The organism is Photobacterium sp. J15, from assembly GCF_963870815.1.
Classification (GTDB): Bacteria; Pseudomonadota; Gammaproteobacteria; order Enterobacterales; family Vibrionaceae; genus Photobacterium; species Photobacterium marinum.
Map to the genome: position 1 here is coordinate 1,379,907 of NZ_CAWMUI010000001.1, position 14,178 is coordinate 1,394,084.

Below are 14,178 nucleotides of genomic sequence, written 5' to 3' on the forward strand. Positions count from 1 at the left end.
TAAGTAAAGACGATTTATTCGATACTTGCTGACAAATCTTTGGAAGAGTGTGGGGTAGCTTTGAGTCAGAATAAGTTAGCTATTGTCCGAACTGTGATGTCTTGAAGCTTCGGCTCAGTTCTGCTGTATGAGATTGTTTGTCATACACACAGACCATCAGTGATTTTGGTGCTCGCAGACCGGAGCTTAAACGTAATTTTCCATTGGCTATAGCGAAGCCAAAGTGCTCGGAACCAAAGGGATCGGTATGAATCTGATAGTGAGAATATTCGCTATCAAACAGGCGGCTGCATGCAGCTTTGAGTCTGTCTTCAAATTCATCCCATGCCTCTGGTGATGAAGCTTGGGCAATTGTGACGTAACTAAGTGAGATCAAAATTAACAATGGGCGAGAAACAGCCATGCGCACTCCTTGTGCTTTTTGCTATTCGTTATATTTATCAGTTTTAGCTATATATGTTCTATAGCGCAATTGCTTTCATGTACTTGAGAAAACATCGATTTCGTAGTGAGAATGGTAGGTTTGGATGATAAATAAACTGTTGGCTGTTTGTTTTGTCTGAATGTTGAGCACTTGGTTTGCGTGGGTATTTACAGTTGAAAAAGTGATATGTATTATACGCCGCACTTACGGAGAGATGGCTGAGTGGTTGAAAGCACCGGTCTTGAAAACCGGCATACGTTTGTAGCGTATCTAGGGTTCAAATCCCTATCTCTCCGCCACTTTGATACCGCGACTGGAACTGAGAAATCAGTTCCAGTCGCGGTCTTTGACGCCATGAAGATAGGTGCGATCTTGTTCCCTTTTAGAAGAATCTTTTTTTTGGGGTATACGCGCACTTCACTTAACAATTCCAGCAACGCTACTTTTACATCTTCGTCAGCTCCATTACGAAGTAGATTAGTAAGTCCAATTTGCAATAATTCTGCTTGTGTCTGACCAAATTGCTTAATAGGTAGTGTTGAGGCTTTTCTTAACGTATCCAGCTCGATTTCAAATTTATTAATCATTTCAGAAGTAGTATTAATAAATTTGTTTGTCATTTCAGTTGGTTCTAGCGTACCATCTGCAACTTTTTCCAAAAGCCGATTAATTTTCTCTTTATTTGCTTCAATACCTTTTGATAGTTCTGTAATCTTTTGTGTTGAAACGCGTTTTATGTTATTCAGTACCATTTTTATATCGTGGTAATTTTCCATGATGGACTGCACGGTAATTACGTTATTTATGAGATAGTTAATTACATAATCTTCAACGATCTCCTTTCTTACTGGGATACAATTACAACTTCCCTTGCCATATCGTATTTTCTTTCCACAATCATAATATGAGTATTTACCGCTTTTGCCTTTCATAATCACCATATTAGAACCACACAATCCACATTTTAAAATTCCAGTTAATTTATGCTTTGATCTAATTGAAGAACTTTTTCTGTTTCTTAAATTGCGTGATTCAACTCCATCTCTTACGTTGTAAAACAGTTCATCAGAAATGATTGCTGGACATTTGATTGTAACAGGGGCTCTTTGATTACGTTTTTTACTTTTTTTTCCGAAAATTAGCTTTCCGATATAAACAGTATTTCTTAATAAATTGCTTATTGCATTCCTAGTCCATTTTCGACCTCTCTTTAGTAAATTACTTTCATTTAAATATAAGGCTATGGACTTAACGCCCATTGGTTTTCCATTTTTACCTCTAAATGCAAGTTCAAAAATCATTTGAACTATTATTGATTCTTCTTTGTTAATAACTAACAGTTTTCGTCGTTTGGATGTTTGACCCTCTACCTCTACGGTTTTGTAACCAAAAGGGATAATCCCGCCAGTGAAATATCCTTTTTCTGCAGTTTCGTAGAGGCGGTCTCGGACTGTTTCTGCATTTCTAGCACTTTGATGTTCATTAAAAATTCCTAGCACTGATGCTAATAATCGGGAATCAGTATAATTTTCAGGTAGCCCTTCAGTTGCAGAGATCAATCGTAGCCCTGAAGCCTCTAGTTTATCCATTACGGAACATTGGATAGTTAAATTTCTAAAAATGCGAGAGAGGTTATAAACGACAACTCCATCAACTTCATCATCTTCACAGTCTCGCGTTTCAATCATGTTGATCATGCGATCAAACTCTTTACGAGGCCTTGTTTTATAAGCACTTACTGATTGATCTTTAAACCATCTGACAATCTCATGGCCGTTATCGTTTGCCCATTTCTTGATAAATCGCTTTTGCCCATCAATTGAGTCCCCTTTTTCTGCTTGGCCATATGAGGAGATCCTTAGGTATGCGTAAAATCTCATTATTGTTTACCTCTAAGTTAATGTTGAAAGATATTCATAAATAAATTATCACTTAGCTTAAGTGTCTGTTTGATTATTCAATAATTACTTATCTCTGACGCTTATTTGTCTTAAAGTTGTCTGATAAGTTTTTAAGAAGGTGCTTAAATTATAAAATTAATAAATCATCAATTTGGAATTAGTTTCAGTCGTAGGTGTTGTGTTTGTCAGATAAGTTGTAACATAAGTATCATTTCTAGATATATCAGAAAGAAAAGATACAACTAGACCATCAAGGAGGTATATTTGACAATGTTTGATTAATCATAATAAGCATTGTTACAGATCCGAACTGTTTAAAATGTTGTAGTTAGCTTCTCCTTCTTCGGAGAAAAAACTTAATCAGTTTACGCTTTTTTTCATTAGTCTGTTTGCAGATGCGTTTCTTTTTATTATTAAAGGGGTTATAATGCTTCTCCTGATTTATATAGCGTATCCTAATATAACCATATAATTTCATGATTTACTCCTTAGTAAAACATAATAATTGAAAAATAAAGCACACCTATCATGTTAGATAATATCTGTATAAATGTTATTCAATATTCGAGAAGTCAATAATCTTTTTACTGGAACTTTTATTAGAGAGGATTTTGTTAATTTTTTCACTCCCCATTTTTATAAGGATTTTTATTAGTGCTTCATTAATATTTCTATTTAATCTTAGAGTAAAGATATGGCATGTTGCCTGTTCATATTGCATCTGAATACCTCTTAAGATGGACATTAGAACCTGATATATACAATTATAATTTAATTTCTCGTGCCTGCTGTTAATTATGTTTTTATTTTCAGTGGTTTAACTGTGGTAATATAGCAATTTTTCTTCAATATTATAGTCTTAGAAACGATGGTTATTCGTGTTTTATTTGAATGTTTAATGTTTTTATGAAATATTGATATATTAAAATTGTTATTTTGCCACGAAATACTCACTTTTTATAAGCGGTTAAAGTTTTTTTATGGGTAGATATAGAGGTCATATTATAAATATGACTTCGTATGTTACTCACAAATTTAGACGATTGCTTATATGAGCAGATATGATTTTGTTCATGATCTCTGATTGATTACAAATTAATTTTTTCAGTGAGGATTTCATAGGAGTTGTCATTGACAGTTAGATGTCTTTTGCTTCACCCGATATGCGCCAACAAGTTTACCCTTCTTCTTTGCTAGACTTTGAGTCTGATAGCATCAATGACAATGTGGCAACAGCTTCGATAGTCGTGATGATCATTCGGTGCATCTCTAATTATCGATACATGTTAATCAGCAGAAAAGATGAGTTAGCCTTTGTAATCAGTACTTGGTGCTATTGGTTTCCTGTTCTACGCCAAGTTACTTGGCTTTAACATATTCCATTACTTAGCAGTCTCTGCTGATGACACTCGATTTCATTCGGTTTTCCCATTAACGCATGCTCTATGCGTATTGCATTAATTCACTAATGACATTTGCACTACAAATTACAAGGAGTACAATGCCTAGTTATCTGTACATTCATGGCTGGTTTTGTTCATTCCGGACTTTAGGCATTAGGACCGTGACCTAAGGGCGGTAGCGTACCTGAAGTAAGATATATGATCAGCATTAATAAATTTCTTTGTTAATATCTTTCGATTGGGCAGGGTAGATGGGTCACATTCGTATAATAAAGTGTTAGTTGTCTTTAGTGAGTAATTGAAAAATGGCATCCATGCCGTTGAGAATGTGCTTCGAGTTCTATACCCAATGCTGCTGAATAATTTTAATTTCGTCTTGAATTCGGCAAGAAATTTTTCATTATTTCCGTTAAAAAATACTCTTTTCCAGAGCTTAGCTCTAAAACTGAATAGTTAGAGTTATTATCCTTTATTACTTCTGACACTAAGTAGCAAATGATGTTTGCTCGTTCTTGAGTAATTTTTCACTTGCATTGAAAAGAAGTTTTCAAGTGTTGGTTTGCCATTAACGATAACATTTAGTTCAGGATTACAGTTAATGCTTGTCTGGAGATAGTTGTAATGGCCATGAGGTGGTGTATATGAAGTTATTATTTTTACCGGATTGCAATTCTTTAAAATTATTAGCAACTCTTTCGACTACTATTTTTTTGTTTACGTGCGACCTCGTATAAATGAGAAATATGGCGCTTGTGGGTTAATAGGCTCTTTATTGTAGTACGTAAAGGCTGATAATAGTCTCTAAAAAACAGATATTCACCGCGATTAGCAATACGTCGAATTTTAGTGACTTTTTGTGCTCCTGTCGTAACAGCGATAGATGAAAATTCAGATATACCAAAATCAGGCATGATTGTTTCCTCAGTTCCTCTGTACGATGCACATATTTTGTACCTTGGCTAATAAGGCCATTAACTTGCCGAAGCCGTACGGCAATTCTCGGTATGGAGATCGGTGTGCTTGGAGGGTTTTACCATGGTTCAATATATAGCTGGAGCTAAACACTTTAAGGAGAATATAGTTGTCTAGAAGTTTAATTGTCTTTGGTAATGGGTTAGGGATGGCGTTGGACCATAGATACTTCTCGTTAACAAATGCATTAGAAACTATATGGGAAGGAACAGAGCATTTTGATGCTTATAAAAAGCAGTTAATAATTGGCTCCATTGATGGTCTTGGTGAGCATAATGCTCCTCAAGGAGAGCATCAATTAGAAAAATTGCAGATCGCAATTGTTGTAACAGATTATTTAAAAAAACTTGAAGTAGAAGGTGGTCCAAGATGGCTTTCTGAACATGCTTCTGACTTACCTCAAGCATATAATAAATTTATCCATGAAGTTGCATTTTATTTTCATCAATCGGGTGAGTTTCTTCCAAACACTTTTCTTAACCCATTAGCCGATTATATTCGTGAATCAAAATCACATGTAGCGACTTTAAATTATGATAATCTTTTATATGATGGACTAAAAAATAAAAACATACTAAATGGTTTCGATTTGCTAATTGATGGTTTTACAAGAACTAGTGGTTTTACATCAGATAATTTAAATCGATTCTCAAGACGTAATCAAGCATGGTACATGCATTTGCATGGTTCACCTTTATATCAAGGTGATAGGAAGTTACTAAGAGATGAAAGAGATAATATTGAATGGAATGAAAAAAGTCATATTGTATTAACTCATATTAAGCATAAGCCGATGATAATAGATTCATCGGATATATTAAGAGAATATTGGAAAAGACTGCCTAGAGCGATTACTGAAGCTGAAGTTATTATACTGTTTGGTTATTCTGGAAATGATACTCACCTTAATAGAAAAATAACTGAACATGCAATAGGAAAAAAAATTCATATTATCGAGTATTCAGGAGTTGGTACACCTCTTGATAGATCACTTTTTTGGAACAGTAAATTTATAGGATTCAATGTTGAAGTTCATTTACTTGACTCAGTTATTGATTTTACAGAGTGGACAGATCTTCGATAGTGTTTTTATCATGGTAATTAAGCTTATCAATTGCATTTGGCCTTTTTATATGGAGCTCTGTGTTTTGCTGACTTAGCGGTTACACTATATTACAGGTGCCTTGTACATAGAAGTTACAACATTGAACATATTAAAACCAGCAAGGTGATGCTTTCGACAATGCGATACTAATATGATCTTTAGCATGCTTGGTTAATTTATAAGGCACATCTCCTTTCAGGTGTTATATTCATTGAGGTGGTAGTGGAAAAATTTGTAGCATATTCAGTAAGTGATGTAATTAAGTTCGTTAGTGAAATATCAGAAACTCATCAGGAGTTGTGGTTTCGCGGTCAATCAAATGCAGATTATCAATTAGAACCGAGTCTTCTTAGATATAAAAAAGAAATACTACAAACATATAAACGAGAGATACGTTATAAAACACCATCTTTTAAGAATGCTTTGAACTCTTTCAAAAGAAAATCAAAACCATTTATTTCTTATACACCACAAAATGATTTTGAATGGATGTTTTTGATGCAACATTATGGTGTTCCTACTAGATTGTTAGATTGGAGCACAAGTGCTCTTGTTGCACTTTATTTTGCCTTGAATGGAATCATTAATATAGATGAAGATATAGATATGGAAGAGGGTATTTGCACTTTTGAAAAAACTGGATACTCAAAACATGGTGCTGCTATCTATATTATGAATCCACATGAGATCAACAAAACATCGAATAACATTGTTGGCATATTGGATATCAGTGAGGAATGTGATGAGTGGAAGCATTATCTTCATCCGTCTGGTGAGTTCAAGTCAAACTTTCCTATTTGTATTTCTGCATCACATATTGACAAAAGGATTCGATCTCAAAGTGGTATGTTTACGTTACATGGTAATAGAGTTGAACCACTAGACTGGTATACAGCATTAAATCAGCTTATATATAAGATCTATATACCATACCAATGTGTAAAGAAGATGAAAGAGGAACTTAAATTATTAGGTATCACAGCTTCATTTGTATTTCCAGATCTTGATGGCTTGGCAAAAGAAATTACAGAAGATATAGTAGATGATTTCCATAACATATGATAATCAATCAAAATTATGTAGTTACATTTATAATCATGTCTAAAGTGTAACTGATGTTGTAATTTTAATTAATTAACCGTTTAACAAGATGTTTTTAGATGATTTATGAAAAACACAGTATTTTTTGGTAATGGCTTAAACAGAATTTCTGAGAACTCTGTAAGTTGGAATGAACTTCTGGATGAAATAAAAGCAGATGATTATTTTATGTGTGATAATCTCCCAAATACGATGGTTTATGAACGTATTTTCATGGAGAAGAATAATGCTAAAGCTAGTTTAAAAGTTGATGAGTTAAAAATCAAACAAAGTATAGCAGTCGCTATGAAATCACAGTGTTCAAATGAGTTATTTGAGTTGTTGGCGAACATGGATTTCGACAACTACCTAACAACAAATTATGACTACGCATTTGAAAAAGCAATTGATAGTACTCCTGAAATTTTAAGTACTGAAGATATATATAGTCTTCGTCGTAAAAGAGCTTATAAAACAAACAATGGCATAAAGTTATTGTGGAATATTCATGGCGAGATAGATCACCCTAAGTCGATAATGCTCGGACTTGATCATTATTGTGGTTCAGTAAGTAAGATCGATTCTTATGTAAAAGGTAACTACAAGTATAAAGTTAAAGGTGAAACTAAAGCAGTATTACCTATGGTAAAAAAACTAGAGAATGAGCTGTATTGTCATACATCATGGATTGACCTGTTTTTTTCAAGTCATGTTCATATTATTGGTTTTTCGTTGGATTACAGTGAAACGGATATATGGTGGTTGTTAAATAAGAGGGCTCGTTTTTCTAATGATGGATTGATTAAAAATAAAGTATATTTTTACACAGATAATATCGATGATGAAAAAAAAGGCTTACTAGAATCTTTTGGTGTTGAAGTGATTATGGAACAAGTTCAGAATAGTGATTATAAAGGCATGTATAAAACTGCAATAGAGCATATGTTGAAAATGCCGAAATCAGAATTGGCTGCATAAATTTAAACAAGAATAAGTAAATGGATATCATTAATATATGACAACTATTAGCTTTTTATCCACATTTGTAAAGCGAAAAAATGGCCTTAAAAAACCAGTTCCAATTGATCTTGATAGTGATAATTTAAGTGAAAATGATGATTACCTAACCTTGTTAAATTATATTAACAATACATTGGATTTTGACAATTTAGTGGTTTTAGCAGGCTCAGGAACATCATTAACATTTAGTGGAATTGCCCCAAGCATGGATGAATTGTGGAATAGGTGTAGAGATGATGACTCTGATTTATTTAATGCCGTTTTAGATACGGTACAATATGATAGAAAGCAACTAAACAGAGATGAAAACGGTCAGACATCGAATGATATAGAACTTCTTTTATCTTTGTGTGACCAATATCTAGCGTTAGATAATTTAGGAATTGATGAATCTAAGAAGCTTAGTTGCTTTCTTGAGCGTTCCAAAAAAATCATCTTAACAGCTACAAACTTTACTGACAGAATCAAGCCAGCAGACTGGAAGTATCATGATAAATTTATACGCTCTGTGGGTCGAAGAAGCACAAAGCAACAACGTCTTAAATTGTTTACAACTAATTATGATTTAGCCTTTGAGCACTCTGCAGCTAACACTGGTTTTGTTGTTGTTGATGGCTTTGAGTTTTCGTCTCCGAGCTATTTTAATCCATCTTGGTTTCGATATGATATTGTGGATAGAAGTGACAATTCAAAGAATTCGAGTTCATATATTTCAAATGTTCTTCAGTTATACAAAATGCATGGGTCTGTAAACTGGACTCGTGATAATGGTAGAGTTAAAAAGCTTGATTATAAAGCGAACATTGAAAACCCTGTTTTCATCTATCCAAGTTGTACCAAGTATCAAACATCCTATGATTCTCCTTACTTGGATATGATGTCTGCTTTTCTTCATTCCCTTCAACAACCCAAAACAGCTTTAATATGTCTTGGTTTTGGCTTCAATGACAAACATATAAACAATGCTGTAACGATGGCTCTTAGAACCAACCCTGAGTTTAATTTACTTATTGCCACTAAAGAGCCCTTTGATACAAGAGGATCATTTAACCCTGACATTCGAGATTTACTACACGCTGCAATATTGGAAGGTGATAGAAGAATTGCGATTATTGATGGAGAATTTTCAACTTTTTCAGATCTTTTACAAGAGCGTCGAAAAGAGACTCCTGAAGAAAAAATATTTAAAACCTTTGAAACTTTAGCTGCAAATGTTGCGGGAAATAGTAAGGATGAAAATGCGTTCTAATGATTGGTTCACTCCTTTTGATGCAAACCGTCGGGTTGGTAGTGTAATTAATATTTCCCCGACTGAAGTGACTGCAAACTTATCTGATGCGGGGTCTGGTGAGCCAAAATGGTTTTTAGGAGATCGTATAGCGTCTGGTGAGGTTAATGAGTTTATCTTTATAGATTGTGGTCAAACTGCGATTTTAGGACGATTGGTTAAAATATGGTTAGAAGGAGCTGAGAGACTATCAGTTGATGTGATTTCTGCTCCTAATGGTTATAATAATCCCATCGGTATAATTCAGCTATTAGTCAGCCTTGATCCTTCAACTGGAAAGGTTCATCGTGGAATCAAATGCCACCCTAGGCTTGGAACTCAGGTCTATTCAGCCCATCCAAGTTTAATATCATTGCTTGCTGAAGGAGATGTTACTCAAAATCAGCTGAGACTAGAAATTGCGGAACTTCCACATGATTCTTCAGTTAGTGTGACCGTGACACCAGATAAGTTGTTTTCAAGGCATTGTGCAGTCTTGGGGGCAACAGGTGGAGGGAAAAGTTATTCAATATCAAGGCTAATACAAGAAGTAAGTTCAAATGGTGGTAAAGCATTATTGCTTGACCCCACTGGTGAATATTCAGATTTAGACTGTAAAACTTATTATGTAGGTAGTCATGAAAAAGCAACGCCTTCAAATACTGTTACGTTCCCACATTGGGAATTACCTGAATCTGATATTTTCGCTTTTTTACGCCCTTCGACTCAAACCCAAGTTCCAAAACTAAGTGCTGCTATCACAAGCCAGAGAATTGTTCGCCGTTATTGGAAGAACTATGGCGAACTAAAAGTTAATAATAATTATATTTTGGTAAAGTCTGGTCAAAGGAAAGAGCCCTTTAACAGTGCAGTACAGTTTATTGAGACTGATCATCAATCTAAAAAATGGTGCTTTCGTCACCTTGCAGATCAAATCGCACAAGAATGTATTTGGCCATCAGGGAAAAAAGGTTATGGCAGAGATCAGGTTGTTGATGAATCAGTTTGGGGTGGTCCCTCAGATGGTGATCTTGGATATTGCATGAGTTTAATTTCTAGAATCAAGTCATATTCAGAGAATCCATATCTTAAATGGCTAATAGATCCTAAAGAAAGTACAGAGATACCTTCTTTGCTAGATGAATTTTGTAAATCAGATTATGAACATGGAATTATGCGGTTAGATTTATCTGCTGTACCTTTCGAATCGAATGGTCGTGAGATTTTGGTAAATGCTATTGGTAGGAAATTAATGGAGCTTGCTCGATGCCGAAGGATAAGTCATGATAATCCGATGTTAGTCTTTATCGATGAAGCACATCAATTTCTTAATAAAACAGTTGGGGACGAGGCTAGTACGATTAAGCTGGATTCTTTTGGTAATATCGCTAAAGAAGGTCGGAAATACGGATTAAATGTAGTTATTGCAACTCAAAGACCCCGTGATATTCCAGAAGATGTTCTTAGTCAAATAGGCTCACTAATAGTTCACAGATTAACTAATCACCATGATCAAGAAATCGTAAAAAGAGCTGTAGGCTCAATGGACCAACGTTCAGCATCTTTTTTGCCAACGTTAAGCCAAGGTGAAGCGTTACTATTAGGTATTGATTTCCCTTTTCCAATGACGGTCAAAATGAAAAAGCCGGATATTACACCTACATCAAAAAGTGCGGAATACTCTTCCTCATGGAAAAGAGACAAAAATGATGATGAATAATACACAAACTATTTCTGAATTACCGCTTAAGCCTGAGAGGGTTACTGAGCTGGTTTCTAATTGGCTAAAGAAACTAGAAGATGCACAGATTGGCCACTATAAAGAAACGGAATACTTAAACAAAGTTAATCAACGTTTGGGTATTTTGCTCATATTACTTACAACTGGCGTAACTGCTTTTATTTTTTATGAGCCAATGACTAATCCTCAACAAGTCAAGTTAATTATCGGTATCTCAAGTGCTTTTGCTGCTGCTCTATCCGGTATAGTGACATTTGGTAGATTTGGTGAGCGTGCAAATGAGCATCGTATAACGGCTGGCCGCTATGGAAAGCTGCGCAGACAGCTAGAGTTTCTACAGTCAACTTGTCCTAATAAGTATGGAGATGAAAAGTTTCGTGCAAAACTGAAAACTTTGAGAATTGAGTGGGAGTATGTTGCTGCAAGTGCCCCATTAACTCCAAAGGAAAGAAATATTTCATTATTTTCATCATTATTAATTTGAAAGTGTTTTATTTCAAATTTAATATCGTATCATAATTACATGTATGTAGGTTATAAAAAGTATCCAAAAGTCTATAAAAGTTTTTCTCATGATGTCTTAGTACTAAGATTTAATAAACAAAACTATTTTTGAGTTAGGTGTTCTTTACCATGAATTTATAATAACCATTATGAGTTATTTCTTGGTATGGATTTGAATACTCCAGCTGAGTATTTTTATCTAGAAAGATATTGTAAGCGGTCTACCTCGAAATCCCACCACATGCTTTTTAAAATACTCAACCTATCGCCCATGTGGGTACAATATGTTAATAATACATTCTTTGTTTTAGAATTTTATTTATAAATATTTTAAAAACACTTCGATGGAAACCCTATTCAGGATGTAAGTTATAGAGTCATCTACATTCTAACCTTAGAAAGGTACTTCAGAGGTCTGCAGTTATAAAGAAGCTTAGATATGCTTTTGAGTTAAAATGATTTGTCTTCGTAGAATTATGCTTTATTAAATGTGAATAACGGAGTACGAGCAAGAATGTAGGTTTATAGATAAGAATAAGTTAAACTGAAATATTAATGGTAATGATATTTTTTGTTTTGCTAGATTGTGACTCCTATTATATTAGGCCTAAATTCCCATCGGATAAAATTAAATAGAGTTTAAAGCCATCTGATGAGTATGATATTGATTGTTAAGTCTTTTTATTCGAATAAGCCATCATCAACCATACATAAAAATCAAGCGAATGGGACGCTTTTTTCAAGATAAAAAATCATTCTCACGTCTAATATCTGTAAGGATGTTCATAACCTTTATTTGAAAGAGATGTGCTTTTGTTGATTTTTTTTACTGAATTACAGGTATGAGATGCGGCTGGAAACAACTCATTTAGGATGCTTGATGCTATAGGGAAGCTAGATGGTTACATGAAATTAATGAGTCAAATTGGAAGGTGAATTGTCTTATACAGAATCTAATTTTGTTGTTTGATTCGCAGATAATATAAAGTAGGCTCATTCGGCAGGTTTGTAATGTCATGAACTTGAGTTTAGTTATTATCTAACACTGCACTATTATCGTTAATTGCCACAAAAGAAAAGGTTTTTCATATGATTGAAAAACCTTTTACCATTAAGACTCTGATAATACTAAATACTGCCTTTGTGATACCAGTACCCATACTCGTCCCATGTAGCCCGCCATATTTGAAGAAACCGCTGTACTAACAGCGGTTTTTTTTCGTTCTTAGTTTGCGTGGGTAGGGATTTGATGCAAATCCGCCATACCCAGAGCACTCCGCCATTTTAGAAAAAGCCCCGACAGAAATGTCGGGGCTTTTTCATTTCTCGAACCAGTTAAAGCTTCTCGGATAAGTGTATAAACTGTTCGAGGATGAGAACGAAGCTCCTATGGCTTAATGTTCTGATTTAAATGAAATATATTCTGCGGGTCGTATTTTCTTTTTATCTCTACCAGTCGCTGATAATTAACGCTGTAAGCGTCTGATACGCGTTCACCTTCCTCGGCAGTCATGAAGTTGACATAGACACCGGCTGATGCAAATGGCTTAGTGGCTTTGAAAAATTCCCTGGCCCAGCTTATCGCTTTTTCATCATCTGATTCTTCTTCCCAGCGGCCATGCACATTGAGAACAAACTTTGCGTCACGGCTGCTGTAGGCCATTGCATTGCTGTCTATCCGGTTTGGTGCTCCGGCCAGCAATCCAATGAATATCTCACACTGAGAGGTCGGCAGCTTGCCTGCGTAAGAGATTAATTGCTCTATGGCTCCATCGCTTAATTCGGTGAAGTTATGCGATTTCCAGTAGTTACGTTGTCCTGGTGTCAGAAGGGGATCGAAGGCCTGCTGCCAGTCTGTATAAGGTTGGGCACCGATGTGCTCACCATGAGCATCACCAAAACTGCGCAACGGTGCGATTAACTGTTCTCCTTCTTTTATCTCACCAGTGTAAAACATTGCCAGGACAACAACTTCTTTGTCATGGACATCCTCAGGAAGAAAAGGAAGAGGAGGAGCCTTACGCAATACAACCCAAACGTTTAAGTCTTCCGGTGCTGTTTCGACAAACTCACGATATTGAGTCAGAATCTGTTTGGCTTGTTCGAATGGGAATACCATTAATCCTGCAAGGATCTCCGGGCCGACAGAATGGAGCTGGAATTCAAACTCTGTAATGATGCCAAAATTACCGCCTCCACCCCGAATGGCCCAGAAGAGATCTGCGTTATCATCTTCAGAAGCAGTTAACTGACGACCATCAGCAGTAATTACCTTTGCAGAGATGAGGTTGTCGATGGTCATGCCGTATTTACGGGTCAGCCAGCCGAAACCACCGCCGAGAGTGAGCCCTGAAATTCCGGTGGTAGAGTTAATACCTACTGGTGTGGCAAGTCCGTGTTCCTGAACTGCGGCATCTAAATCACCCAGAGTGACACCGGGTTCGACTTGTACGCGTTGTTTTTCAGGATCAACCTGAACGCGCTTCATTGTCGACAGGTCAATCATTAGGCCATTGTCACAAATGGAGTTGCCGGCAATGTTATGACCGGCGCCTCGCACCGATATCTCCAGGTTATTAGCCTTGGCATAGTTAAGGGCTTCCAGGACATCCGAAGCGTCCGAGCATTGAACAATGGCTGCCGGACGTTTGTCTATCATCGCGTTCCAGATCTGTCTGGATTCTTCATAGTCGGGATCATCAGGGACAATCACTTTTCCCTGGACTTTGTTGCTGAGTTGTTCTTTGTGGTTACTCATAGC

Annotated in this window: 9 protein-coding genes, 1 tRNA gene and 1 pseudogene; 7 read left to right on the top strand and 4 right to left on the bottom strand. The window is 35.8% G+C overall.

Annotated elements, in window-relative coordinates; translation table 11 throughout:
* Positions 1-79 precede the first annotated feature (79 nt).
* Positions 80-403: a hypothetical protein gene (locus AACQ93_RS06545; protein WP_064603025.1), complete on the bottom strand. Its 324-nt coding sequence runs from the start codon at positions 401-403 to the stop codon at positions 80-82.
* A 229-nt stretch (positions 404-632) separates the two neighbouring features.
* Here AACQ93_RS06545 and AACQ93_RS06550 point away from each other — a divergent pair.
* Positions 633-723 (top strand) — tRNA-Ser (locus AACQ93_RS06550).
* 519 nt (positions 724-1,242) lie between these two features.
* Here AACQ93_RS06550 and AACQ93_RS25440 read toward each other — a convergent pair.
* Positions 1,243-2,304 (bottom strand): annotated as a pseudogene (locus AACQ93_RS25440) (recombinase family protein); the annotation flags it as partial.
* A gap of 2,107 nt (positions 2,305-4,411) precedes the next feature.
* Entirely contained in the window at positions 4,412-4,639 is a 228-nt protein-coding gene (locus tag AACQ93_RS06555; protein ID WP_157097518.1) for a hypothetical protein, read from the bottom strand.
* Between the two features lie 170 nt (positions 4,640-4,809).
* On the opposite strand from AACQ93_RS06555, the gene AACQ93_RS06560 reads away from it, so the two are divergent.
* The 6 genes from AACQ93_RS06560 (at position 4,810) to AACQ93_RS06585 (ending at position 11,397) form a co-directional block, all read left to right on the top strand.
* A complete protein-coding gene (locus AACQ93_RS06560) occupies positions 4,810-5,784 on the top strand; it encodes an SIR2 family protein (protein WP_064603027.1) in 975 nt (324 codons plus the stop codon).
* A 243-nt stretch (positions 5,785-6,027) separates the two neighbouring features.
* Entirely contained in the window at positions 6,028-6,867 is an 840-nt protein-coding gene (locus tag AACQ93_RS06565) for an FRG domain-containing protein (RefSeq protein ID WP_064603030.1), read from the top strand.
* 105 nt (positions 6,868-6,972) lie between these two features.
* Positions 6,973-7,863, top strand: coding sequence for an SIR2 family protein (locus AACQ93_RS06570; protein ID WP_064603031.1), 891 nt, complete (start codon positions 6,973-6,975; stop codon positions 7,861-7,863).
* A gap of 37 nt (positions 7,864-7,900) precedes the next feature.
* Entirely contained in the window at positions 7,901-9,154 is a 1,254-nt protein-coding gene (locus AACQ93_RS06575) for an SIR2 family protein (RefSeq protein ID WP_064603033.1), read from the top strand.
* Positions 9,138-10,892, top strand: coding sequence for an ATP-binding protein (locus AACQ93_RS06580; RefSeq protein WP_232323291.1), 1,755 nt, complete (start codon positions 9,138-9,140; stop codon positions 10,890-10,892). Before AACQ93_RS06575 ends, AACQ93_RS06580 begins: the two co-directional genes overlap by 17 nt.
* Positions 10,879-11,397: an SLATT domain-containing protein gene (locus AACQ93_RS06585; RefSeq protein WP_157097519.1), complete on the top strand. Its 519-nt coding sequence runs from the start codon at positions 10,879-10,881 to the stop codon at positions 11,395-11,397. The genes AACQ93_RS06580 and AACQ93_RS06585 overlap by 14 nt, the downstream gene beginning before the upstream one ends.
* 1,407 nt (positions 11,398-12,804) lie before the next feature.
* Here the strand turns inward: AACQ93_RS06585 and AACQ93_RS06590 are convergent.
* Entirely contained in the window at positions 12,805-14,175 is a 1,371-nt protein-coding gene (locus AACQ93_RS06590; protein ID WP_064603037.1) for an FAD-binding oxidoreductase, read from the bottom strand.
* Between the last annotated feature and the right edge of the window lie 3 nt (positions 14,176-14,178).